The organism is Erwinia sp. LJJL01 (assembly GCF_047300805.2).
Classification (GTDB): domain Bacteria; phylum Pseudomonadota; class Gammaproteobacteria; order Enterobacterales; family Enterobacteriaceae; genus Erwinia; species Erwinia aphidicola.
Map to the genome: position 1 here is coordinate 21,428 of NZ_CP178576.1, position 25,023 is coordinate 46,450.

A 25,023-nucleotide genomic window follows, 5' to 3' on the forward strand; every position below is an offset into this window, starting at 1 on the left:
GGATTTTACTTTATACACCAGTCAGTTACCGTTCTGTCTTTGTGGCTTACTGATCACCTCGATCAGCTCCGTCATCTGTCGCTGCTTGCGGGCCGATAGCTTACAGACCTTCCTCAGCGTCTGCATAATCTCCGGTTCCGGCTCTGCCTGCCGGGCCGTAATCACCAGGCAGCCCGCCATCACCCGCACGTCAATCTTCACCCCGGTATCAAACCCCGCCTGTTCCAACCAGTCGCCCTTCAGGTTCATGCTGGAGCTGTAGGTGTAGCGTGCCGCGCTGCTTCTGGTTTTGGGGTGGCGCGTGCCGGTACAGCTGACGGTATACTGCCGCTGCACTTTGGGCACGCTCAACGCCGGGCAAAACCTGTCGATAACGGCAACCGGTAAGAATAACGCCGCGCAAAGCGGCGATATCGCGATATCCGGCAGTCAGCTGAAGGCGGGCAAAAACCTGACGCTCGACGCCGCGCGGGATATTACCCTGCACTCCGCGCAAAACAGCGAATCCACAACGGGCACTAACAGCAGTAAAGGCGGTAGCGTCGGCGTGGGTATCGGCGCCGGTACGGGCGGCTACGGCATCAGCGTCTCTGCCGGGGTGAACGCCGGTAAGGGGCATGAGAACGGCAGCGGCCTGACCCACAGCGAAACCACGCTCGACGCGGGCAGCCATCTCAGCCTGACCAGCGGCCGCGACACCACCCTGAAAGGGGCGCAGGCCAGCGGGGAAAAAATCACCGTTGACGCCGGGCGCAACCTGACGCTGGAAAGCGAGCGGGACAGCGACCGCTATAACGCAAAGCAGCAGAACGCCAGCGCGGGCGGCAGCTTCACCTTCGGCTCAGCCGGTTCCGCCAGCGTCAGCGCCAGCCGGGACAGGCTCAAAAGCAACTTTGACAGCGTCAAAGAGCAGACCGGGCTGTTTGCGGGCAAAGGCGGCTATGACGTCACCGTCAAAGAGCACACCCGGCTCGACGGCGCGGTAATAGCCAGCACGGCGGAGAGCGACAAGAACCGCCTCGATACCGGCACGCTGGGCTGGAGCGACATCCACAACCAGGCAGATTACCGCGCCACGCACAGCGGCGGCAGCCTCAGCACCGGCGGCCCGGTGGGCAAGGACCTGCTGACCAATATGGCCGGCGGCATGCTGTCGGGCGCCAACAACAGCGGCCATGCAGAGGGCACGACGAAGGCCGGGGTCAGTGAAGGCGCCCTGCTCATCCGTGACCAGGACGGGCAGCAGCAGGATGTCACCACCCTGAACCGGGATACCGACCACGCCAACGACGGCAGCATCAGCCCGATATTTAACAGGGAGAAGGAGCAGAACCGACTCAGGCAGGCCCAGCTTATCGGCGAAATCGCCGGTCAGGCGATGGACGTTATCCGCACCCAGGGCGACATCGCCGGGCTGAAGGCGCAGACCGACCCGGCGGCGCTGGCGCAGGCGCGGGAGCAGCTGGAGAAGGACGACAAACCGTTCCGCGAGTCGGACGTGCTGCAGCGCGCCTATAACAACGCGATGCGGCAGTACGGCACCGGCAGCGACCTGCAGAAGGCGGCGCAGGCGGTAACGGGCGCGCTGACGGCGCTGGCGGGCAACAACCTGGCCGGGGCGCTGGCGAGCGGCGCATCGCCGTATCTGGCGACGGAAATCAAGAAGCTGACCACCAACCCGCTGACCGGCAAGGTGGACGTGGCCAGCAACGCGATGGCGCACGCGGTGCTGGGCGCGGTGACGGCGCAGCTGAACAACCAGTCGGCCGTGGCCGGCGGGCTGGGCGCCGGCGGCGGCGAACTGGCGGCGCGGGTTATCGCCGGGCAGCTGTTCCCGGGCAAAACCGCAGACCAGCTGAGCGAAAGTGAGAAACAGCAGGTCAGCGCGCTGAGCCAGCTGGCCTCAGGGCTTGCAGGCGGCCTGGCATCGGGCGATACTGGCGGTGCTGTGGCGGCCGCCCAGGCGGGTAAGAATGCGGTGGAGAATAATGCGCTGCATGCCGATCAGATAGATGCATTTGCAGCGAAAGCGAAAGGGTGTGAGGTTCGTGGCGACTGTCAGCAGGTCGTGAAAGAGATGGAGGATCTGAGCCTTAAGCAGCAGAAAGAAATGATTGCTGTGTGTGCTTCGGACCCTAAAGCCTGTAAAGCGACTTATGGTGATATACCGGCTAACGGCATGCTGGTTCGTGAAGCAATAGATCGCGTACTTGGTGATGATGTACCATCAAAAATGAAGAACGATATGTCTTCATTGCTGGCACAGCAGATCGAAGCTGAGGGAGTTGTCTCCAGTACCGAGTTCGCAAATCAGTTGCAGAGCCGCTACGATATAGACCCACAGCAGGCAGAGATTTATGCGGCGGCAGCGCTGGGTGCTGTAACCGGTGGGATGGGTAAAGGCGGTAAACCTGCTGCCGGAACGGAAGGTAAGAACATCGTTCTTGTGGACTCCGGCAAGAAAGGAGCCTGGAACAAGGCGATGAACAAGCCAGAACCGAATACGGTTTATAAGGTTGATGGGAACAAAACATTCCAGACGGATGAACAAGGCAGAACCAGCTTTGCCGAAGGTACATTGTCTTGGGGTAAAAATGACAGAAATACTTATCAGCAATGTAAAGCTGGTCAATGTGGTAATCCTGGTGATGAAGGTGGACATTTAATTGCCAGCATTTTTAATGGTCCAGGTGAGAAACTCAACCTCGTTCCGATGGATGGAAATCTGAATAAAGGTGTGTGGAAGCAGATGGAAAATACTTGGGCCAGTGCTTTGAGAAATGGTCAGCAAGTCAATGTAAAAATAGCGCCAGTTTATATCGGGGATAGCAAACGTCCCGATAGTTTTAGTGTAATATATTCCATTGATGGTGCTCGTCCAGTTATCAAAGATATTAGCAATACTCCGGGAGGGCTAAAATGAAAGAATTAGATGATCTACATAATAAAATTGGTCACCTTTTAGTAGGTGCTGGCCCAGAGAATGCTAAGAAGATCATTGCTCGAGCCAAATTACCACTTGATGGTGAGTCATGTGAGTATGAATATGATTACATTGATCAGACAGACAGTGAAGACTGGTTTGTGCCTGATAAGTTAGCCAGCCATGACCTTAGGTTGCTATTAGTTAAAATGCGGAATTTTTATATTAAAAATAACATGACTAATGGAAAACCAGCATGGACATCATGTGAAATAACCGTTGATATACCAGAAGAAAAAATAAGCATAAATCTTCAATACGATGATTAACTGTAATCCCAGCCCTCGCAGCTGGGATTTTACCTTATATACCAGTCAGTTACCGCCATTTCTCTGCGGCCTGCTGATCACCTCGATCGGCTCAGTCACCTGCCGCTGCTTGCGGGCTGACAGCCTACAGACCTTCCTCAGCGTCTGCATAATCTCCGGTTCCGGCTCCGGCTGCTGTGCCGTAATTACCAGGCAGCCCGCCATCACCCGCACGTTAATCTTCACCACGTTATCAAACCCCGCCTGCTACAGCCAGTCGCCCTTCAGGTTCATGCTGGAGCTGTAGGTGAAGCGTGCCGCGCTGCTTCTGGTTTTGGGGTGGCGCGTGCCGGTACAGCTGACGGTATACTGCCGCTGCGCTTTGGGCACGCTCAGCGCCGGGCAAAACCTGTCGATAACGGCAACCGGTAAGAATAACGCCGCGCAAAGCGGCGATATCGCGATATCCGGCAGTCAGCTGAAGGCGGGCAAAGCGCTGACCCTTGACGCGGCGCGGGATATTATTACCCTGCACTCCGCGCAAAACAGCGAATCCACAACGGGCACTAACAGCAGTAAAGGCGGCAGCGTCGGCGTGGGTATCGGCGCCGGTACGGGCGGCTACGGCATCAGCGTCTCTGCCGGGGTCAACGCCGGTAAAGGGCATGAGAACGGCAGCGGCCTGACCCACAGCGAAACCACGCTCGACGCGGGCAGCCATCTCAGCCTGACCAGCGGCCGCGACACCACCCTGAAAGGGGCGCAGGCCAGCGGGGGAAAAATCACCGTTGACGCCGGGCGCAACCTGACGCTGGAAAGCGAGCGGGACAGCGACCGCTATAACGCAAAGCAGCAGAACGCCAGCGCGGGCGGCAGCTTCACCTTCGGCTCAGCCGGTTCCGCCAGCGTCAGCGCCAGCCGGGACAGGCTCAAAAGCAACTTTGACAGCGTCAAAGAGCAGACCGGGCTGTTTGCGGGCAAAGGCGGCTATGACGTCAGGGTTGGCGAGCATACTCAACTGGATGGTGCCGTCATTGCAAGCACCGCGGACGCGGACAGCAACCGCCTTGATACCGGCACGCTGGGCTGGAGCGACATCCACAACCAGGCAGATTACCGCGCCACGCACAGCGGCGGCAGCCTCAGCACCGGCGGGCCGGTGGGCAGGGACCTGCTGACCAATATGGCCGGCGGCATGCTGTCGGGCGCCAACAACAGCGGCCATGCAGAGGGCACGACGAAGGCCGGGGTCAGTGAAGGCGCCCTGCTCATCCGTGACAAGGACAGGCAGCAGCAGGATATCACCACCCTGAACCGGGATACCGACCACGCCAACGACGGCAGCATCAGCCCGATATTTAACAGGGAGAAGGAGCAGAACCGGCTCAGGCAGGCGCAGCTTATCGGCGAAATCGCCGGTCAGGCGATGGACGTTATCCGCACCCAGGGCGACATCGCCGGGCTGAAGGCGCAGACCGACCCGGCGGCGCTGGCGCAGGCGCGGGAGCAGCTGAAGAAGGACGACAAACCGTTCCGCGAGTCGGACGTGATGCAGCGCGCCTATAACAACGCGATGCAGCAGTACGGCACCGGCAGCGACCTGCAGAAGGCGGCGCAGGCGGTAACGGGCGCGCTGACGGCGCTGGCGGGCAACAACCTGGCCGGGGCGCTGGCGAGCGGCGCATCGCCGTATCTGGCGACGGAAATTAAGAAGCTGACCACCAACCCGCTGACCGGCAAGGTGGACGTAACCAGCAACGCGATGGCGCACGCGGTGCTGGGCGCGGTAACGGCGCAGCTGAACAACCAGTCGGCCGTGGCCAGCGGGCTGGGCGCCGGCGGCGGCGAACTGGCGGCGCGGGTTATCGCCGGGCAGCTGTTCCCGGGCAAGACGACAGACCAGCTGAGCGAAAGCGAGAAACAGCAGGTCAGCGCGCTGAGCCAGCTGGCCTCAGGACTTGCAGGCGGCCTGGCGACGGGCGATACTGGCGGTGCTGTGACGGCCGCTCAGGCGGGCAAGAATGCGGTTGAGAATAATGCGCTGAGCGGCAAAGATGCCCAGGAGAAAAACAGCATTGAGCTTGCACTGTCAGAAACCGGACTGGCCCTGCACCCAAGAACGCCTGAAGAAGTGGCTGCACTGGAAGAGCGACACGACCAGCTAACCAAACTTGACGCCGAAGTTGATCAGTATGTGCAGGATGCGTGTTCCCAGGGGCGGGCATCGCCCGCCTGTCAGGATGCGAATGCTCTGGCACAGGGTCTACAGGACAGTTACAACGATTATCTGGGCAGGCTGACGTATAAAGAGCTGAATCGCGAAGATTACGCTCAAGTCAGCCAGATAGTGGCGAATACCTCAGCTGATAAATGGGATTACGCAATAGAGGGTTACGCGAAATCACAGAACATCAGCTACCAGGAAGCGAAAGACCGTTTTGCGCTGGCAATAAATATCAATCAGGCAGCTGATATTGCTGGAATATTTTATGGGCTGAAAGGCAACGAGGGCGGCAAAACAGGAATCAGCAGCGCAGCGGCATCAACGCTAAAGCAGCTGATGACGAAGTATGACGAATTCAAGCAGAACATTGCCAGTAGCACCAAGGGGAATAATGACGGGCTGATAACGGCCACTCCCGGAGCGGGATATGCGGGCAGTGAAGGCTCTGAAGTGTCATCCAGTGCACATCTGTCTGTGGGCGCAGGCGGTAAAGGGAATAGCACAGGAAAAAGCAGCGCAATTCCGGTGTCAGAACCTATTAAGGTTAGCAATGGGTTAGTATATAAATCTAACCCTAAGCATACATTAGGTCAGCAGGGTAACAGGCCAAATGCAGGAATCGAGCCTAAAGATTCCCTTAGCCTATTTGAGCATTCAATCCCCAGCCCGAAACAATACCCTAATAAAGAGGTTCGTTTTGCCGTCGATAGTCAAGGCAATGTTCATCGATTTGAAGGTACAAATGGGCAGTATCACTGGAATGGGAGTACCGGGGATAAGAATGCGTTAACAAGCGGTCAAATACCGAATGCTGTTCAGAAACAGTTGGGAGTAAGAATAAAATGATTTACGGCGATCCTTTTTGTTTATCTCTACAATTTGATGTGGTTGATGAATGGAGTACACCCAATGACATTTGGAAAAATGGACTTTTTTCACTGTGTATTGATGGGCGTGTGATTTTTAATGTCGTGGATGTTTTTGAATTAACGACAACATTTAGTTTCTACTCTAAAGCACCAATTGAAAGTTTAAATGTTAATGATGCTTCTATTGATGCAAGAATTCTTTATAGCAACGCCACAGATTACTTCTTAGGTGATAGTGAAGAGTTAATTGATGGGCTGTTTGATATGACATGCACTCCAATGGGGGATAATGGCTTCTATCTTTACTTTCTAAAAACAAGCATTGGTGACAAATTAATATGGAGCACTAATTATGGGGATGAAATTAATGAAACAATGTTGCCTGCGGGAACTGTACTTAGTGTAATCAATCAGTTAAGACAGACATCTTTATAAAATTAATCCCGGACTTCGATCCGGGAATGTTAGGCGGTTCTCTGTGAGTCGTGTTGTTCACTGTGCGGCAGAGCGCCGCGTCCCTGCGTCGATCTGCCTTAATCGTGTCCCGTATACGCGGGGGTAAACGGCCGCCCGTCCAGCGCTAAGCGGTGGCGTTCTCTGCGTTCATGCTGCTGGTCGAACGTCCGTTCAACATAATGTACGGGTATTATGCGCAACCGTCCCGCAAATCTTTACAGCGAAGTCCCGCTTCAACGCGCGAACCTTCTTCGCACAATACATAAGCAGGACGAGTGTACGTTGAGCCGGGATATGGCGCATGCGGCGAAAAGCCTGAATACGATATTTGACAAAAAGAAGGAGCAGAACAGGCGCAGCTTATCGGCGAAATCGCCGGTCAGGCGATGGACGTTATCCGCACCCAGGGCGACATCGCCGGGCTGAAGGCGCAGACCGACCCGGCGGCGCTGGCGCAGGCGCGGGAGCAGCTGGAGAAGGACGACAAACCGTTCCGCGAGTCGGACGTGCTGCAGCGCGCCTATAACAACGCGATGCGGCAGTACGGCACCGGCAGCGACCTGCAGAAGGCGGCGCAGGCGGTAACGGGCGCGCTGACGGCGCTGGCGGGCAACAACCTGGCCGGGGCGCTGGCGAGCGGCGCATCGCCGTATCTGGCGACGGAAATCAAGAAGCTGACCACCAACCCGCTGACCGGCAAGGTGGACGTGGCCAGCAACGCGATGGCGCACGCGGTGCTGGGCGCGGTCACGGCGCAGCTGAACCACCAGTCGGCCGTGGCCGGCGGGCTGGGCGCCGGCGGCGGCGAGCTGGCGGCGCGCTACATCGCCGGGCAGCTGTTCCCGGGCAAGACGACAGACCAGCTGAGCGAAAGCGAGAAACAGCAGGTCAGCGCGCTGAGCCAGCTGGCCGCAGGGCTTGCAGGCGGCCTGGCAACGGGCGATACTGGCGGTGCTGTGACGGCCGCTCAGGCGGGCAAGAATGCGGTGGAGAATAACTCACTGAGCGGGGATAAAGCCCGCGAATCGGTTAAGCAGAGCGCTGAACACTGGAAAGATCAGGTCCGGGATAAGCTGGGCAACGGTACAACCTCCTCCATCGCGAACGGGATTATCAATGCCCTGGCTGATACGGGTGATGCGGCACTGGGTGGGGCGGATTACGCTGCTGATGCAGCGATGGCGCTGGCGTCATGTGCAGCCGGTGACAGTTACTGTGGTACAGCTCTTAATGATCTGGCCGGGAAGAATCAGGCGGTAGCAGACAGCGTTAAGGCGCTGATGCAAAGCGAAACCTGGTCAGCAGTCGCCGACACCATCAAACAAGCGTCTGAAGGGAATCAGGCGGCGCTGGAAGCCACAGGCGGGATGGTGGCAAGTATTATCCTGCCAAGTAAGAAAGTTCCACACGTCCCTAATGCCGGGGCTGTTGGGAATATGAGCGAACTTCTGAAAAAGTCAGGATTTGGTAGTGATATTAAAGATGTCACAAGGAAAACCGCGAAGCAATATCAAGGACAGAGCATTTACCAAGCTCAAAATAAAACTGGTGATACGATAAAGAAAGGCGACCAGTTATACCTTGATGCTAAACATAAAGATCATTTAGAAGTGTTTGATAAAAATGGTAATTTCAAGGCTGTTCTTAACTTGGATGGCTCGGTTAATTTTGATAAAACCAAAGCTGGGCAAGGGAGGAAACTGAAAATTGACTAAATTAAATTACATTAAAGAGGCGTTATCTGATGTGGCAAAAGTTTGCAACATTCGTGAAGACGAACTTTCTGTTGATTACTCATTAAACTTAGATGAAGAATTATGTAGTGAGTTGGAAAAATTAGAAAAAATATCATTGGTGCTAAGAAAAGCATTAGATGAGAAAGATATGATTGCTGTTCAGGCAGCATTGATTATGTCTAGAATTCATTCAATGAATTTGCGGAATTTTTTCAACGATATATATGATGATATTGAAATGATTGGTTGGACTGAACGTTTTAACTGGCCAGAAATTCCAGAGGATTATCGAATACCTGAACATTACAATCATCCGATTAAGTAATAATAAATCCCGGCCATCAGACCGGGATTTTACTTTATACTCAGTCAGTTACCCTTTAGCCGCCCGCTTCTTCGGCCGGACAATCTTGCGGATAAACTCTGCTATTTGCAGCTGCTATCAGGCGGGATATCCCACTATTTCAGCTCCCGACAATGATACCCGCTGTTACGTTTAAACTTCGGCACGTCACAGGTGTTGTGTAACGCCCCCGGGAATTCCTTCAGCCACTGCGCCACCTTCCTGCGGTTAATCGGCACCACGCTCAGGCCCTCGATGCAGCCCCACAGTTCGCGGGTGTCCTGGGTGGTGATCACGATACAGTCGGGCATCACCCGGATCTTAATCGGCATCCCCGGTATCAAACCCCGCCTGTTCCAGCCAGTCGCCCTTGAGGTTAATGCTGGGGCTGTAGGTGTAGCGTGCCGCGCTGCTTCTGGTTTTGGGGTGGCGCGTGCTGGTGCAGCTGATGCTGTACCCTGCCCTTCCCTGGTAATGACTGTTTAACTCTTTGATTTATGAAACCCGCTAAAAAATCAGAAAACTGTGGAGGCTCTTAACATTTTTTATCAACGTTTACGCCTCTTTTTTTTCCATTGTTGAATACTTATCGGATACCAGAAGCTACCCGCAGGACAGCGACCGCAATAATGCGAAACAGTAAATAGTTTGGAATAGACGTCGAAAAATCTACCTATAGCCAGGCACAGCGATTGCTCGCTGAGCTCCAGTGGTACGGCGGATAATAATCTTCTGACCAGCATGGCCGGCAGCATGCTCCTGGAGAATATTTAACGTTGACACACCTCCCTGCCATGATTATTATGCGCCCCGTTCAAACGATTCCTCTGTAGTTCAGTCGGTAGAACGGCGGACTGTTAATCCGTATGTCACTGGTTCGAGTCCAGTCAGAGGAGCCATATTTAGAGAAGCCCGCTCGGGGAAACCTGAGCGGGCTTTTTGTTTTCAGCAGGAATTGTTTATAACGCAAAGCCAAAATGGGAGCCGTCCGGCAGTTCTACATCAAGCCGCAGCTTGCCACCCGCTGCCTCAACATCGCGTTTGAGAGAAGTTGGAGGCGTGTTCGGGGGTTTCGAGGTAACAGACATTTGTTTGCATGACTTTGCGAGCATGAGCGCAAAGTGGTTAAAAATAAGCGTCGCCATCACCCTAGCCCCCACGCACCGTCCCTCTCCAGATAAAATCGGCATGATAGAGCCGCGTTTCGCCGGGCATCTCCAGCCCAGGGGGGGAGGTAACTCCCCTTCCTTCTGCTCTTCAGCAATCAGCCACTGCACCGCGTCACGGGCGAACTGCTCGACCGGCTGTGCGAAGGTGGTGAGATGATAGGAGGACCAGGCAGCCTGCGGAATATCGTCGTAGCCCGCCACGCAGAGATCCTTGGGGATGCGCAGGGAAAAGCGGTGACGCGCCTCATCCATAAAGCCGCAGGCCAGCAGATCGGTAACGCAGAACACCGCATCCGGACGCTCGCGTCGGGTCAACAGGCGATGTGCGAGGATCTGCCCGCTCTCATAGGAGGTAGTGCCGAAGCGCTCAACGCTGACGCTCAGCCCGGCCGCTTGCGCCGCCTGTAAAAATCCGCGCTCGCGCGCCATCAGGCTTGGGGTGCCCGCCAGCGAGTTGGCAAAGGCCAGCTTCTTGCAGCCCGCCCGGGCAAACGCCATCACCACCCGGCTGGCGGCCTCTTCATTATCCAGATTGATACTGAGCGATCCGGGCAGCGCGTCGTTGCGGTTGATCAGCACCAGCCGCTGGCCGTGCTTGTGGCACAGGCGGGCAATGGCGCTCTCCGGCATTCCGGAGAGGACAAAAGACGCATCGGCGCGGTAATTGATCGCCTGCTGCAGCGCCTGGGAGACGCTGTCATCGGAACGATCGGTGTTGATCAGCATGGCGATTTTGCCCGCTTCCTGCAGGTGCTGCGTCACCAGCCGCACCAGGCTGGCGCGATATGGCGTGGCCAGTTCGGAGACAATCAGGCAGACAATGCCGCTGCGGTTGCGCACCAGCCCGCGCGCCAGATGATTGACGTGATAACCCAGCGCTTCCGCCGCTGCCATCACCCGCTTGCGCGTTGCCGCCGACACGCTGGCCCCCGGCGTAAAGGTGCGCGACACCGCCGAACGGGATACCCCGGCCAGCTCCGCCACGTCCTGCGCACTGACTACCGTTTTCTCCACCGCCATATCTCTTCCGCCTGATCACTGTACGCCAGAGAGTCTGTCGCACTTTGCAAGGCTGTGCAAATAAATTTGTTAGACAATTGTTTCATTTTTGTGACATGGCCGTGGAGTTGCGTATCAGCGCGATTGACAGCGCAATTATTAATCATTATTCCTTTGCACACACGTGCAAAAAACCGCGTGCATAAAAACCTGGCGACAACGTATCGCTACCCTACACAACCAAGGAGAACACCATGCATCGCGTCACTCTGATGGCCGCTATTGCTGCCGCTACCACGCTCTCTGCCCTGCCCGCCTGTGCCGCCGGAAAGCTGAATATGATCTGCTCCGCGGATGTCGTGGTTTGTGAGCAAATGACCAACCTGTTTGAAAAACAGCACCCGGATATCAAGGTCAGCATGGTGCGCCTCTCCGCTGGCGAAGCCTATGCCCGCATTCGCACTGAAGCCCGCAACCCGCGTACCGATATCTGGTGGGCAGGCACCGGCGACCCGCACATGCAGGCGGCGGATGAGGGCTTAACCCAGGTGTACAAATCTCCGCTGCTTGACCAGCAGCAGGACTGGGCACGCAAGCAGGCCGAAAGCGCCGGATATCGCACCATCGGCGTGTATGCCGGAGCGCTTGGCTGGGGCTACAACACGAAACTGGTCGCGGATAAGAAATTAAAAGCCCCGGCCTGCTGGGCCGATCTGCTCGACCCGTCGTACAAGGGCGAAATCCAGATGGCAAACCCGAACTCGTCCGGCACCGCCTATAACACCCTCGCCACCCTGGTGCAGATCATGGGCGAAGAGAAAGCCTTCGACTACCTGAAAAAGCTTAACGCCAATATCTCCCAGTACACCAAATCCGGCTCGGCCCCGGTGAAAGCCGCGGCGCGTGGCGAAACCACCATCGGCATCGTGTTTATGCATGACGCGGTGGCGATGCAGGTCGATGGCTTCCCGATCAAGGCCGTGGCACCGTGCGAAGGCACCGGCTATGAGATTGGCTCGATGTCGATTGTGAAAGGCGCCCGCAACCTCGCCAGTGCCAAAGTGTGGTACGACTGGGCGCTGAGCGCGGAAGCGCAGTCGCATATGAAAGATGCCAAATCCTTCCAGCTGCCATCGAATAAAAACGCCGCCATCTCCGAATATGCGCCGCGCTTTGAGAACATCAAGCTGATCGATTACGACTTTAAAACCTACGGCGACTCGGCAAAACGCAAAGCGCTGCTCAGCCGCTGGGATAAAGAGATCGGCGCCAGCGCCCAATAACTGTCGAGGTGAAGATGAATGCTCAAAACCGCCGCCTCGACGGGGCTTTACTGCTGGGCGCACTGGCAATTCTGCTGCTGCCCTGGTACAGCCTCGAAGCCGGATTCTTCGACTTCGGCTGGCTGACCACGCTGTGGCAGGAGGGCGAAAGCGCTCCGGCGCTGTGGCAAATCGCGCTATTCGGCCGCCCGTGGCTGGCCGTGGCTGTGTTGATGCTGGTGCTGTGCGCGCTGGGCCGCCTGCTGCACATCGGCACGCTGCGCTCGGGCGTGCTGCTGGGGGCCAGCGCGGCCGGCGTGCTGTTCCTGCTGTTTGAGGGTCACGCCATCGGCTACAGCGGCTGGAACTGGCAGTGGAGCGAGCAGCTCTTCGGCGCGCTGAGCGACGGCCAGCCGGCGTTTGGCGCCGGGGCGATCCTGCTGCTGACCACTTTCCTGCTGCTGTTCTCCTTTGCGCTGGCCGAGCGCGGCGTGCTAAAGGGCGATGCCTTTGTTGTTGCGGCCATTGTGCTGCTGGTGGCGCTGGTCACTACCTTCGTGCTCTACCCGGTGCTGAGCATGTTTGTCGCCTCGGTACAGGATATAGACGGCTCGTTTAAACCCGACGGCATGATCGCTAATATTCAGGATCCGGCGATCTGGAGCCTGGGCTGCCTGAGCGGCGGCAGCTGCGGCACCGCATGGCGCACGCTGTGGCTGGCGCTGATGACCGCCAGCGGATCCACGCTGCTGGGGCTGGCGTTTGCGCTGGCCGCGACGCGCACGCCGCTGCCGTTCAAAAAGGGGCTGCGCCTGCTGACCGTGCTGCCGATCATCACGCCGCCGTTTGTGATTGGCCTGGCGCTGATGCTGCTGTTTGGCCGCGCCGGGGTGGTTACCGAGCTGCTCTCCTCGCTGTTCGGCATTGAACCCGGCCGCTGGCTGTATGGCCTGACCGGGATCTGGATTGCGCAGGTGCTTTCGTTTACGCCTATCGCCTTCCTGGTGCTGATCGGCGTGGTCGAGGGCGTCAGCCCGTCGCTGGAGGAAGCGTCGCAGACCCTGCGCGCTAACCGCTGGCGCACCTTCCGCTCGGTATCGCTACCGCTGATGGCGCCGGGGCTGGCAAACGCATTTCTCATCAGCTTTATCGAGAGCATGGCGGACTTCGGCAACCCAATGGTGCTGGGCGGCAGTCACGGCGTACTGTCGACGGAGATCTTCTTCTCGGTGGTCGGCGCGCAGAATGACCCGAGCCGCGCGGCGGTGCTGGCGATTATCCTGCTGTGCTTCACCCTCAGCGCCTTTATTCTGCAGCGCCTGTGGCTGGCGGGGAAAAACTTCGCCACCGTCACCGGCAAAGGCGATTCCGGCCAGCACTGCGGGCTGCCGCGCGCGCTGCGCTACGGGGTTTATGCGCTGGTGATCCCGTGGGGCCTGTTCACGCTGGTGGTCTACGGCATGATTTTGATTGGCGGCTTTGTGCAGTCGTGGGGGCTGGACAGCAGCCTGACGCTGGCGCACTACGCCCGTGCCTTCGGCTTCCACTGGAATGAAGGGCAGATTGTCTGGACCGGCGTGGCGTGGAACTCGTTCTGGACTACGATGGAAATTTCGCTGATTGCCGCCCCGCTTACGGCAATAGTTGGCCTGCTGACCGCGTGGCTGATCGTGCGGCAGAAGTTTGCCGGGCGCCAGACCTTCGAGTTTATGCTGATGCTGAGCTTTGCCATTCCCGGCACGGTGATCGGGGTCAGCTACATCATGGCCTACAACCTGCCGCCGCTGGAGATCACCGGCACGGCACTGATCCTCGTCGCCTGCTTTGTGTTCCGCAATATGCCGGTTGGCGTGCGCGGCGGGATTGCCGCCATGAGCCAGCTGGACCGCAGCCTGGATGAAGCCTCCCTCACGCTCGGTGCCAGCAGCTTCCGCACCCTGCGTAAGGTGATCCTGCCGCTGCTGAAGCCGGCGATCAGCGCCGCGCTGGTGTATGCCTTTGTGCGTGCTATCACCTCGATCAGCGCGGTGATCTTCCTCGTCAGCGCCCAGTACAACATGGCCACCTCCTATATTGTCGGGCTGGTGGAAAATGGGGAATACGGCGTGGCTATCGCTTACTCCTCGGTGCTTATCGTGGTGATGCTGGCGGTGATCCTCACCTTCCAGCTGCTGGTCGGTGAACGCCGCCTGCGCCGCACTAATCGCGTGGCCACGGCGCCTGTCGCCGCGGTTCCAACCACTTTATCTCAGGAGAGTGCCGTATGACCGCCATCAAAACCGGTTCCGTGGTGTTTGAAAACGTCAGTAAACAGTTCGCCGGCTTTACCGCCCTGCCCGACCTGTCGCTCACCGTCGAGCCGGGTACGCTGGTGACGCTGCTCGGCCCCAGCGGCTGCGGCAAAACCACTACCCTGCGTCTGCTGGCCGGGCTGGAGCACCCGACGTCCGGGCGCATCCTGATCGGCGGCAAGGACGTCACCCATCTGCCCGCCAACGAGCGCGATGTGGCGATGGTGTTTCAGTCCTACGCGCTGTTCCCGCATATGAATGCGCTGGATAACGTGATGTACGGCCTCAGCGCCAGCGGCTTGAGTCGTAAGGAGGCGCAGGACCGGGCGCGTGAAGGGCTGAAGCTGGTCGGGCTGGAGACCATGGGCCAGCGCCTGCCTGCCGAACTCTCGGGCGGGCAGCAGCAGCGTATTGCCGTGGCGCGCGCGCTGGTGCTGGAGCCGCAGGTGCTGCTGCTTGACGAGCCGTTATCTAACCTGGATGAACGCCTGCGCCGCCGCGTGCGCACTGAGATCCGCGATCTGCAGCAGCGCCTCGGCTTTACCGCCGTGTACGTCACGCACGATCAGGAGGAAGCGCTGGCGGTCTCCGATAAGATAATTGTCATGAAAGAGGGGCATATTGCCCAGCAGGGCGCACCGCAGGCGCTGTACCACTCCCCTGCCTCGGTGTTTATCGCCGATTTTATGGGCGAGGCAAATATCCTGCCCTGCGCCGTAGAGCGGGTGGAAGGCGGCGAAGCGCTGATCGTTCTCGGCAGTCGCACTTACCGCGTGCCCGGCATGCAGGCGCGACCAGGGGCAGCACAGCTGTCGGTGCGGCCAAAGTTTATTACGCTGCACGCCGACCAGCCCGGTGCGCTGAACGGGGAAGTGACCCACAGCACCTGGCTGGGCGATCACATCGAATATGAAGTGCAGACCGAGCTTGGCGCGCTGTTTGTTATCGATGTGCAGATGGAGCGCCAGCTGGCGCCCGCCACAGCGGTATCCGTAGATTTTAAACCTCAGGGGCTGGCGCTGATTGCGCAGTGATCCCGCTTTAATAAGGAATGACCATGAGTGACGAGATTTTGCAGCGCCTGGCGCTGGCCGAGCAGGTCGCGCGCCAGGCCGGCGTAAAAGCGCTGGACTATTTTAACCGCCGCGACAGCCTGGTGATTGAAACCAAGCGCGATGCGCAGGACGTGGTGTCGATTGCCGACCGCGAGGTGGAGCTGCTGATCCGCGAGCAGACCGCAGAGCGCTTCCCGCAGGACGGATTCCTCGGCGAGGAGTATGGCCTGCTGCCGGGCAGCTCCGGCTACAGCTGGGTGGTGGACCCGATTGACGGCACCAGCCCGTTCGTTAATGGCATGCCGAACTGGTGCGTATCGGTGGCGGTGATCTATCAGGGCGAGCCGGTAATCGGCGTAATTATGGCACCGTGCCAGCAGGAGTGCTTTGTCTCGGCACGCGGCCAGGGCGCGACCCTGAACGGCAAGCCGCTGAAGGTCGACCCGGCGCGCACCATGCAGAATCACGTCACCGGCTTTGGCGCTAACAGCTACGTTACGCCGCAGCGCGTCGGCGAGATTGTCGCTGCCATTACCGCCGTCGGCGGCAACTTCTTCCGCAACGGTTCCGGCGCGATGATGCTGGCCTATGTCGCAGCCGGGCGCCTGGTCGGCTATTACGAACCCCATATGCACGCCTGGGACTGCCTGGCGGGCTACTGCCTGGTGAGCGAGGCGGGCGGCTGGGTACATCCGTTTAACACCGACGGCGAAAACCTGCTGCGCGGCGGCCCTGTGCTGGCAGTAGCACCCGGCGCCAGAGAGGATTTACTGCGCATCGCCCAGCTTTGATCCTCACTGCGGGCGGACCAGAAACAGCGGTCCGCCCCTACATCACGTTCTCGCCACCTCAATGCATTTACCGTAAATCCATTTACGGTAAAAGAAAGGCCACCGTTCTCCACTATATTGATCTGCGTCCGTACACTATGCAGCATTAAATAAAACAATTGTCTCACTCTGCTTCTTTTTCAACGTGAATGTTAATAAGGACGTGATCATGTCTGACGTATTAAGACGCACTAAAATTGTTGCCACCCTGGGGCCGGCAACCGACCGCGATAACAACTTAGAAAAAATCATCAGGGCCGGGGCGAATGTGGTCCGGCTTAACTTCTCCCACGGCAGCGCCGCCGACCATATTGCCCGGGCGCAGCGCGTGCGCGACGTGGCGCAGCGTCTTGGCCGCCAGGTGGCGATCCTCGGCGATTTGCAGGGGCCGAAAATCCGCGTATCGACCTTTAAGGAGGGCAAAGCGCTGCTGACGGTCGGCGAGCCGTTTATTCTGGATGCCTGGCTGGAAAAGGGGCTGGGTGACAATCAGCGCGTTGGCATTGATTATAAAGCGCTGCCGGAGGATGTGGTGCCGGGCGATATTCTGCTGCTCGACGATGGCCGCATCCAGCTGCGCGTGATGAGCATTGCCGGGGCCGCCATCCACACCGTTGTCACGGTGGGCGGCGTGCTGTCGAATAATAAAGGCGTCAACAAGCTCGGCGGCGGGCTGTCTGCGGAGGCGCTAACCGAAAAAGATAAGGCGGATATTGTGACCGCCGCCGCGATGAACGTCGACTATCTTGCCGTCTCCTTCCCGCGCAGCGGTGAAGACCTGCGCTACGCGCGCAGGCTGGCGCAGGAAGCGGGCTGCCGCGCGCTGATTGTGGCAAAGGTTGAGCGCGCAGAAGTGGTAGCCACGCCGGAGAGCATGGACGACATGATCCTCGCCTCCGACGTGATTATGGTGGCGCGTGGCGATCTCGGCGTTGAGATTGGCGATGCTGCGCTGGTGGCGGTGCAAAAGCGCCTGATTGCCCGCTCGCGCCAGCTCAACCGCGTGGTGATCACCGCCACGCAGATGATGGAGTCGATGATCACCAATCCGCTGCCGACCCGCGCCGAAGTGATGGACGTGGCAAATGCGGTACTTGACGGCACCGATGCGGTGATGCTCTCTGCCGAAACCGCCGCCGGCAGCTTCCCGGCAGAAGCGGTCGCCGCCATGCACGGCGTCTGCCTGGGGGCGGAACGCGTGCCGAGCGTCACGGTGTCGAAGCATCGCCTTGAGGTGCAGTTCGATAACATTGAAGAGATGACGGCGATGTCGGCAATGTATGCCGCCAACCATCTGACCGGGGTAAAAGCGGTGATCGCCATGACCGAATCCGGGCGCACCGCGCGCATGATGTCGCGCATTACCTCACGCCTGCCGATTTTCGCCCTCTCCCGCCATCAGTCCACGCTTAACCTCACCACGCTGTACCGCGGGGTGACGCCGGTGCTGTTTAACGGCCATGCGGAGGGCGTGGAGTCGGCGCAGGATGCGATCGCGCTGCTGCGGGAAGCGGGTTATCTCAGTTCGGGGGATCTGGTGGTGCTGTCGCAGGGGGACAGCGTGGGGCTGATTGGCAGCGCGAATACCTGCCGGATTTGTATCGTCGATTAGCGCAAAATAAGGGGCGACCGGAAAAGAGCGTCTTCAATACGAATGGCGCAAATCCGCGGCACGGGTCGACCGGAAAAGAGGGTCTTCAATACGAATGGCGCAAATCCGCGGCACGGGTCGACCGGAAAAGAGGGTCGACCCCTACGGTTTTTAGTAGTGGCTGACCCTCTTTTTCGGTCAGCCAGCCACATCCCGCTTACTTCAGACGGTACGCCACCACGGCATCACCCTCTTTGGTGCCCAGCGAACCGTGACCACCGGCCGCAATCACCACGTACTGCTTGTTGTCGCTGCCCATATAGGTAGAAGGCGTCGCCTGCCCACCCGCTGGCAGCTCGGTCTGCCACAGCAGCTCGCCGCTGTTAATGTCATAGGCGCGGAAGAAGTTATCCGCCGTTGCGCCATGGAACACCACATCACCCGCCGTGGTTAACGGACCACCGTGCGCCACCATCCCCATCGGGAAACCGATTGGGAAACGGCCCGGCAGGAACGAGGTTTTCAGATTTTTAGTGGTACCTACGCGGCGCATCCACTCGGTTTTACCGGTAGACAGGTCAACGCCCACCATACGGCCCCACGGTGGCGCGATGCACGGGATCCCCAGGCTGGAGGAGAGCTGCTGAATATGAATGGCATAATCGCCGTCAAAGTTCTCATTCCAGTACGGCGTGCCGTCCTTGGTGAACAGGCGCTGTTTAGCATTTTCCGCGTTACGTTTGATCAGGTTGTACTTATAGGCCAGGCGTACCGGCGAAGCGATCAGGATCTGGCGCTCAGGGTCAACCGCCACCGAGCCCCAGTTAAACACCCCGATATTGCCTGGGAAGACAATCGAACCGCCTTCGGTCGCTGGCGTCCACGGGTTGCCGTCGTAGCGCAGGGATTTAAAGTCGATGCGGCAGGCCATCTGGTCGAACGGCGTGATGCCCCACATTGATTTTTCGCTCAGCGGCTGCGGAATAAAGTTCAGCGCGGAGACCGGCTGCGTTGGCGAATACTTCTCGCCAGCAATACCTTTAGTAGAAACGTCTTTCTGATTGATCGGATACACCGCCTCACCGGTCAGACGATTAAGCACAAACAGGTTGCCGGTTTTGGTCGGCAGGATCACCACCGGCTGTTTCTTGCCCTGGTAATCAATATCCAGCAGCGACGGCTGTGATGGATTATCGCGGTCCCAAAGGTCATGCTTCGATGACTGGAAACGCCATTTAAAGGCACCGGTTTTCAGATCCAGCGCCACCAGCGTGTCGCGGAACTTCTCGGTGTTGCTGTCGGCATTACGCTCAATCCCCACTTCATCCGGGGAGGCATTACCAAATGGAACGTACACCAGGCCATTTTTCAGGTCAGCGCTCAGCGTGGCCCATGCTACCGGCGTATCCTGCGGATAGGTGGCGTCAGCCGCAATCGGCTGAGTGTTTTCCGGGTTAGCCGGATCAAAGTTCCACACCAGGCGACCGGAAGTGGCATCGTAAGCGCGGATCACGCCAGACGGATTACCGCTGTTGAAGCCGTTATCCATCACCGACCCCCCGACAATCACCAGATTGCCGGCTACCAGCGGTGCCGCAGTCTGCATCAGCGCATGCGGGCGCACGGTACCCATATTGGCATGCAGATCGACCACGCCGTTGTTGCCGAAGTCGGCACACAGTTTACCGGTATCGGCATCCAGCGCGATCAGTTTGGCATCGTTGCTGGCGTTAAAGATACGCTTGCGGCAGATAGCTGGGCTGGCCGCGCCGGTGTCTGCCTGGGCCTGCTGGCCGCCGTCGTAATAGCTCACGCCGCGACAGGTCTGGTGCTGTTGCAGGTAAGAAGCCTCTTTCTTCGGCTGATATTTCCATTTCAGCGCCCCGGTTTCCGGGTTCAGCGCGTGAATTTCATTGTGCGGCGTACAGAAATAGACGCTGTTGTTAACCTTCAGCGGGGTCGCTTCAAAGGTGTATTCGGAAGCATCATCGCTGGCGCGCAGATCGCCGGTATGATAAGTCCAGGCCACCTGCAGGTTGCTGACGTTATCGCGGGTGATCTGCTTGAGGTCGGAGAAGCGCAGGCCATTGCTGGTCCCGCCGTAGGCTGACCAGTCACTGCCTGCCACCTCGGTACTGCTGCCCTGACGCTGGGTGGTGATGGTGCCCGCTTTCGGATACGGGTCATAGAACATCATCCCCACTACCAGCGCGATAATCAGCACCAGGGTGGTACCGAGGAACGGATGGAAGCGGCGTTTTTCAGCTTTATACAGCGGGCGAACCACCCACGGCATCACCAGCCAAAGGCCGATCACACCAATGATATCCCCCCGTGGGATCCACTGCCATTTGTCGAAGCCGACTTCATAAATTGACCACGCGACCACCAGCCACATCAGCACGGCATAGATGGAAAGCGCAATTTTTTTGTTCATAAACAGTGTGATAGCGGTAGCCAACAGGCCAACCCCGATAATCACATAGAATGGCGACCCTCCCAGCATCAGGAGTTGGGCGCCCATGTACAGCATAGCGATTGCAATGACCGCGATGACAATACCGGTGAGTTTGTTAAGCATTGGTATCCCTTAGTGTTAATCAACGTAATTATTTTCTGACAAATAATTACATGCACTATACATTAAATTAACTAAAAAAATCTGATAAAAACCCAAACGGATTTTAGATCGCAGGAATAACCACCGCCGTCAGAACAAAAAAAAGCCCCGCACTAAGCGGGGCGTGTTCAGCAGTGAAGCCAGCGGTTAACGCACGATCAAGCCGAGCAGGATCCCGACCGCGCCGAAGTCGGAGTCGCTGAAGGTGGTGTTCGCCAGGCCAATGCTGCCCAGTACCGGCAGCAGGAACACCGGAATAAAGGTGATCAGCAGGCCGTTGGTGAACGCACCGAGGATGGCGCCGCGACGCCCGCCCGTTGCATTACCGAATACTCCGGCGGCCGCGCCGACGAAGAAGTGCGGCACCACGCCTGGAATAATTACCGTCATGTTCAGCGCATACAGCAGAAACATGCCCAGCACCCCGGCCACAAAGCTGCTGAGAAAGCCAACCAGTACTGCGTTCGGCGCATACGGGAACACCACCGGGCAGTCGAGCGCCGGTTTGGCGTTCGGCACCAGCTTGTCGGAAATCCCTTTAAACGCCGGAACGATCTCTGCAATCACCATACGTACGCCCTGCAGCACGATATAAACCCCGGCGGCAAAGGTGATCGACTGCATTAGCGAGAACATAAACCAGTTTTTGCCACCCGCGTTCATCTCTTTCACCGTTGACGGACCGGCCACCAGGCAGGTGAAGATAAAGATGAAGAACATGGTAAAGGCAATCGCCACCGGCGTGTCGCGCAGGAACAGCAGGCTTTTCGGCACTTCCATATCTTCGGTCGACTTCTCTTTATTGCCGAACTTGCTGCCGATCCATGCAGAGAGCAGCTGAGAGATCGCCGAGAAGTGACCGAACGCCACATCATCCGAACCGGTTACCTTTTTCATGTACGGGTGAATGATGGCCGGGAAGAACACCATCGACACGCCGACCACCAGCGAACCGACGGCGATCAGGGTGGCCCCCTTCATGCCCGCCGTAGCCAGAATCACCGCCACCATCATCGACATAAACAGCGTGTGGTGGCCGGTCAGGAAGATGTATTTCCACGGCGTAAAGCGCGCAATCGCAATGTTAATCACCATGGCGAAGAACATGATCATCGCCATTTCCGTGCCGAAGCTCTTCTGCGCTACCGCCACGATCGCTTCGTTATTCGGCACCACGCCCGGGATCCCGAAGGCATGATGGAAGATAGCGGCGAAGTCGCCGAGCGAGGAGACAATCAGCCCGGCGCCCGCACCGAGGATCAGGAAGCCCATCACGGTTTTCACCGTGCCTTTGATCACTTCGGTCGCCGGCTTTTTCTGCGCCACCAGACCGATCAGTGCAATCAGCCCCACCAGGATGGAGGGCTCAGACAGCACGTCGCTCATTAAAAAACGGAAAAATTCCATTTCTGGCTCCCTGTTATAATGCGCCGAGTTCGGTCAGCGCCGCTGCGATACGCTCTTTCATCGCCACTTTGTCCACCATGTTTTTCAGGGAGACAATTTTGCCGCCAACCTGCTGAGCGACTAATTGCTCGGCAATATCGGAGGTGCCGACGAAGATATCGCTCTGGGTGCCTTTGGCTGAGCCAAGATCGACATGGTCAACGTCAGCGTTGACACCCAGATCTTTCACAATGCTTTTGATGCTCATTTCCATCATCAGGCTGGTGCCCAGGCCGTTGCCACATACCACGGTGATTTTCATTTTGTGTCCTCTGGTGTTTATCAATAACGCGAAATAATGGATAAAATCTCTTCAACCGTCGTCGCAGCCATCAGTGACGCGGTATCTTCAGGGGTATCAAACAGCTGTGCCAGCGCGGTAATAATACCGATATGGCTGTTGCTGTCGGTCGCGGCCAGCACAATCAGCAGGTGCACCGGGTCGTTACCGTTCTGAGTCAAAGTTCACCCCCTGCTGCACCACGGTCAGGCTGACTCCCATTTTGTGGGCGCCGTCTTCCGGGCGTGCATGAGGCATAGCGATACCGGGGCCAACCACGTAATATGGGCCGATGGCTTCGTGCGAGCGGAAAATGGCGTCTACGTAGCGCGCTTCCACCGTGCCGTTATCAAGCAGCGGCTGGCAGGAAAGCGTGACGGCGTGACGCCAGTCGGTGCAGGCGGGAACAATCTGGACAACATCAGCGGTCAGTAATTCTTTCAGCATTTCAGGTCACCTCTCTCTCATCGCCCGAGCAGAGTAGTGCCAGTAACGCTGGAATAATGTGACGAATATCTAAAAAGATAACGCTAACTGTTATAACTATCACTAAATGTGATCGGCTTATCATCCGCCGAAGAATAAGTTGTTGCCTGAAGGTTGGCGCGGCACACTGCGCGCATGTTTAAAGTTACGAAAGGGTCAGGCACGCCTGACCCTACATGTTCTGCGTAGGGGCGAGGCACGCCTGACCCTACATGTTCTGCGTAGGGGCGAGGCATGCCTCGCCCGGATTAAGAAGGGAGAAACCAGGATGCGAAAGCGGCGAAGTAGCGGTCGCGTGACACTGCAGGATGTGGCCGACTATGTCGGCGTCGGCGCGATGACGGTGTCGCGCGTCATGCGCACGCCGGAGCTGGTTTCTGAAAAGGTGCGCAGCAAAGTTGAGCAAGCCGCACGCGCACTGGGTTATGAAGCCAACCCCGACGCCAGCGACATCGCCAGCAGCAGCGCCAGCCGCGTCACCTTGCAGGACGTGGCGCGCCACGCCGGTATCGGCCCGATGACGGTCTCCCGCGCGCTGCGTGACCCTTCTCTGGTCTCTGACGCCTCGCTCAAAAAGGTGCAGCAGGCGGTCACAGAGCTGGGCTACGTACCGAACCTTGCCGCCGCCTCGCTGGCCTCCAGCACCCTGCATACCGTCGCCGTGCTCTACCCCTTTCAGCACGATCGCGCCAGTACGCGCTTTATTCAGGCGCTGCAACAGACGCTGAGCAAACAGCCTTTCCAGTTAATCATGGCCTGCCACGAGTATCATCAGTACGGCGAAACGCCGCTGGTGGAGAAGCTGCTGCAGCACCGCCCTTCCGCGCTGGTGCTGTTCGGCGCGCAGCTGGCGAGGAAAACCGCCGATCTGATTGAGTCCAGCGAACTGGTGACCGCCAACGTCTGCGGCGCCGAGCGCTTTAACGCCGATATCACGCTGGATATTGCGATAAGCGATGCCGCCGAACGCTTGACCCTCCACCTGCTGGATAAAGGCTATCGCCGCATCGCTTTTATCGGCGCGCAGACCGACAACCGCCTGCACAAGCAGCAGCTTAACGGCTGGCACAAGGCGATGCTGGCGCACTATCAGAACGCGGACCTGATGATCACCGTGCCGGACGCACCGAGCCTGCAGTTTGGCCGCTACGCCCTCGGCCAGCTGCTACAGAATCAGCCGGACCTCGATGCGATTATCTGCAGCCATGAAGAGATTGCTTTTGGCGTGCTGGCCGAGTGCCAGCGCCGGTTGCTGAAGGTGCCGTACGACCTGGCGGTCGCCTGCCTGGACGGCTCCAGCAACTGTGACCACACATTTCCGGCGCTGACGTCGATGCGCCTCAATTATGAAAAACTTGGCCAGCAGGTCGGCGAGCGGCTAATGGCGATGCTGGATGACGCCCCGCAGCCGCTGGCCGAGCAGGCGAAGTTTACCCTCGAGCCTGGCGCCAGCAGCTGAAGGATTACTCCAGCTTTTCGTGGCTGATGACAAAAAGCCGGTGTGGATGATAATCGCGGTCTTCCCCCCAGCCATATTGCGCCCAGTGGTCGTAAAAATCGTCCCAGTTGGGGATAACACGCAGGGGGCGATCGTCGAAACTGCCGTCAGACAGGTAGACATGGTATTCAGGCTGCGCCAGAGCCCAGGCAATCATCCCCTCCCAGAAGCGGCGGCCATCGCCGGTATGCTCGCTGTCGGAAACCACGATGGAATAGCGCTGAAGAAAATAGCGGAAAAAGCGCCGGGCGAGACCATGAACCGCCTCTTCGTGCTGAGGCAACACGCTGCGCCACACCATAATCTGCGTACAGCTGCGCCGCGAAGGGACGATAGTGTCCAGCAGCAGTAGCTTGACGGCATAGACGGTTTCCGGCTCCGCGCCTTCTTTAATCAGGCGATACTGATCTTCACGCGATGATTGCAGCAGGCGATACCCCGGCGGCACCGCGTAGTCAGGCAGGTCAAAATCATGCGACCCGCCATCGATAAATGCCTGGGTATGCTGGGTATTCTTCCCTGTTGATGTCCGGCTGAGTTTGTCATCGAACTCCGCCGACGGAATAAGTAGTGGCATCCCTGTCTCCCTCACTGATTTCTGCATCCTTTCCCCTCCTGTGGCATAAAAAACGTTGCG

General features: G+C 58.0%; 18 protein-coding genes, 1 tRNA gene and 5 pseudogenes. 14 read left to right on the plus strand and 10 right to left on the minus strand.

The genetic code is table 11. The annotated features are described in order from the left end of the window. Nucleotides 1-21 precede the first annotated feature (21 nt). Nucleotides 22-351 (minus strand): SymE family type I addiction module toxin, encoded by a 330-nt coding sequence (locus ACLI4M_RS01005; protein WP_133623351.1) that lies wholly within the window; start codon nt 349-351, stop codon nt 22-24. On the opposite strand from ACLI4M_RS01005, the pseudogene ACLI4M_RS01010 reads away from it, so the two are divergent. Together ACLI4M_RS01010 and ACLI4M_RS01015 are read left to right on the plus strand one after the other, a co-directional pair. Beyond that, a pseudogene (locus tag ACLI4M_RS01010) lies at nt 344-2,923 on the plus strand (hemagglutinin repeat-containing protein); the annotation flags it as partial. The gene ACLI4M_RS01005 and the pseudogene ACLI4M_RS01010 overlap by 8 nt on opposite strands. After that, nucleotides 2,920-3,252: a hypothetical protein gene (locus ACLI4M_RS01015; RefSeq protein WP_133623350.1), complete on the plus strand. Its 333-nt coding sequence runs from the start codon at nt 2,920-2,922 to the stop codon at nt 3,250-3,252. The pseudogene ACLI4M_RS01010 and the gene ACLI4M_RS01015, both read left to right, overlap by 4 nt. A gap of 45 nt (nt 3,253-3,297) precedes the next feature. Here the strand turns inward: ACLI4M_RS01015 and ACLI4M_RS01020 are convergent, their stop codons facing one another. Beyond that, a complete protein-coding gene (locus ACLI4M_RS01020) occupies nt 3,298-3,480 on the minus strand; it encodes a hypothetical protein (RefSeq protein ID WP_413449764.1) in 183 nt (60 codons plus the stop codon). Between the two features lie 139 nt (nt 3,481-3,619). On the opposite strand from ACLI4M_RS01020, the pseudogene ACLI4M_RS01025 reads away from it, so the two are divergent. The 5 genes and pseudogenes from ACLI4M_RS01025 to ACLI4M_RS01045 all read left to right on the plus strand — a co-directional run. Next, nucleotides 3,620-5,296: pseudogene (locus tag ACLI4M_RS01025) on the plus strand (hemagglutinin repeat-containing protein); the annotation flags it as partial. A 66-nt stretch (nt 5,297-5,362) separates the two neighbouring features. After that, nucleotides 5,363-6,301: a DUF6862 domain-containing protein gene (locus ACLI4M_RS01030; protein WP_432759792.1), complete on the plus strand. Its 939-nt coding sequence runs from the start codon at nt 5,363-5,365 to the stop codon at nt 6,299-6,301. Beyond that, nucleotides 6,298-6,759 carry an immunity 42 family protein gene (locus ACLI4M_RS01035; protein ID WP_133623349.1) on the plus strand — a complete coding sequence of 154 codons (462 nt, stop codon included), beginning with the start codon at nt 6,298-6,300 and terminating at the stop codon, nt 6,757-6,759. Before ACLI4M_RS01030 ends, ACLI4M_RS01035 begins: the two co-directional genes overlap by 4 nt. 407 nt (nt 6,760-7,166) lie before the next feature. Continuing rightward, complete coding sequence (locus ACLI4M_RS01040) at nt 7,167-8,495, plus strand: VENN motif pre-toxin domain-containing protein (RefSeq protein ID WP_366521321.1); 1,329 nt, start codon at nt 7,167-7,169, stop codon at nt 8,493-8,495. Next, nucleotides 8,488-8,841, plus strand: coding sequence for a hypothetical protein (locus tag ACLI4M_RS01045; protein ID WP_133623348.1), 354 nt, complete (start codon nt 8,488-8,490; stop codon nt 8,839-8,841). Before ACLI4M_RS01040 ends, ACLI4M_RS01045 begins: the two co-directional genes overlap by 8 nt. A gap of 134 nt (nt 8,842-8,975) precedes the next feature. Here ACLI4M_RS01045 and ACLI4M_RS01050 read toward each other — a convergent pair. Then, nucleotides 8,976-9,243 (minus strand): annotated as a pseudogene (locus ACLI4M_RS01050) (SymE family type I addiction module toxin); the annotation flags it as partial. 439 nt (nt 9,244-9,682) lie between these two features. Here ACLI4M_RS01050 and ACLI4M_RS01055 point away from each other — a divergent pair. Beyond that, nucleotides 9,683-9,758 (plus strand) — tRNA-Asn (locus tag ACLI4M_RS01055). Between the two features lie 60 nt (nt 9,759-9,818). Here the strand turns inward: ACLI4M_RS01055 and ACLI4M_RS01060 are convergent. Both ACLI4M_RS01060 and ACLI4M_RS01065 read right to left on the minus strand, forming a co-directional pair. Next, a complete protein-coding gene (locus ACLI4M_RS01060; protein ID WP_413449765.1) occupies nt 9,819-10,004 on the minus strand; it encodes a hypothetical protein in 186 nt (61 codons plus the stop codon). A 4-nt stretch (nt 10,005-10,008) separates the two neighbouring features. Next, nucleotides 10,009-11,048 (minus strand): annotated as a pseudogene (locus ACLI4M_RS01065) (LacI family DNA-binding transcriptional regulator). A gap of 233 nt (nt 11,049-11,281) precedes the next feature. On the opposite strand from ACLI4M_RS01065, the gene ACLI4M_RS01070 reads away from it, so the two are divergent. The 5 genes from ACLI4M_RS01070 (at nt 11,282) to pyk (ending at nt 18,077) form a co-directional block, all read left to right on the plus strand. Continuing rightward, nucleotides 11,282-12,310: an ABC transporter substrate-binding protein gene (locus ACLI4M_RS01070; protein ID WP_048918276.1), complete on the plus strand. Its 1,029-nt coding sequence runs from the start codon at nt 11,282-11,284 to the stop codon at nt 12,308-12,310. A gap of 14 nt (nt 12,311-12,324) precedes the next feature. Then, the gene (locus ACLI4M_RS01075) at nt 12,325-14,556 is read left to right on the plus strand and encodes an ABC transporter permease (protein WP_133623346.1); all 2,232 of its coding nucleotides are present in this window, start codon (nt 12,325-12,327) and stop codon (nt 14,554-14,556) included. After that, a complete protein-coding gene (locus ACLI4M_RS01080; protein WP_048918274.1) occupies nt 14,553-15,614 on the plus strand; it encodes an ABC transporter ATP-binding protein in 1,062 nt (353 codons plus the stop codon). The genes ACLI4M_RS01075 and ACLI4M_RS01080 overlap by 4 nt, the downstream gene beginning before the upstream one ends. 17 nt (nt 15,615-15,631) lie before the next feature. Next, the gene (locus ACLI4M_RS01085; protein ID WP_413449766.1) at nt 15,632-16,426 is read left to right on the plus strand and encodes an inositol monophosphatase family protein; all 795 of its coding nucleotides are present in this window, start codon (nt 15,632-15,634) and stop codon (nt 16,424-16,426) included. A 208-nt stretch (nt 16,427-16,634) separates the two neighbouring features. After that, nucleotides 16,635-18,077, plus strand: a complete 1,443-nt coding sequence (gene pyk, locus ACLI4M_RS01090) for a pyruvate kinase (RefSeq protein WP_133623344.1) — start codon at nt 16,635-16,637, stop codon at nt 18,075-18,077. Nucleotides 18,078-18,273: 196 nt separating this feature from the next. Here the strand turns inward: pyk and ACLI4M_RS01095 are convergent, their stop codons facing one another. The 4 genes and pseudogenes from ACLI4M_RS01095 to ACLI4M_RS01110 form a co-directional block, all read right to left on the minus strand. Continuing rightward, entirely contained in the window at nt 18,274-20,637 is a 2,364-nt protein-coding gene (locus tag ACLI4M_RS01095; protein ID WP_133623343.1) for a membrane-bound PQQ-dependent dehydrogenase, glucose/quinate/shikimate family, read from the minus strand. A 186-nt stretch (nt 20,638-20,823) separates the two neighbouring features. Next, complete coding sequence (locus ACLI4M_RS01100; RefSeq protein WP_048915635.1) at nt 20,824-22,083, minus strand: PTS ascorbate transporter subunit IIC; 1,260 nt, start codon at nt 22,081-22,083, stop codon at nt 20,824-20,826. 13 nt (nt 22,084-22,096) lie between these two features. Then, nucleotides 22,097-22,384, minus strand: coding sequence for a PTS sugar transporter subunit IIB (locus tag ACLI4M_RS01105; protein WP_048915634.1), 288 nt, complete (start codon nt 22,382-22,384; stop codon nt 22,097-22,099). A 20-nt stretch (nt 22,385-22,404) separates the two neighbouring features. Beyond that, a pseudogene (locus ACLI4M_RS01110) lies at nt 22,405-22,849 on the minus strand (PTS sugar transporter subunit IIA). Nucleotides 22,850-23,156: 307 nt separating this feature from the next. Between ACLI4M_RS01110 and ACLI4M_RS01115 the strand changes: the two are divergent. Then, nucleotides 23,157-24,347, plus strand: a complete 1,191-nt coding sequence (locus tag ACLI4M_RS01115) for a LacI family DNA-binding transcriptional regulator (RefSeq protein WP_133623341.1) — start codon at nt 23,157-23,159, stop codon at nt 24,345-24,347. Between the two features lie 4 nt (nt 24,348-24,351). Here ACLI4M_RS01115 and ACLI4M_RS01120 read toward each other — a convergent pair whose 3' ends face one another. Next, on the minus strand, nt 24,352-24,990 hold the full coding sequence (locus ACLI4M_RS01120) for a hypothetical protein (RefSeq protein WP_413449767.1): 639 nt from the start codon (nt 24,988-24,990) through the stop codon (nt 24,352-24,354). Between the last annotated feature and the right edge of the window lie 33 nt (nt 24,991-25,023).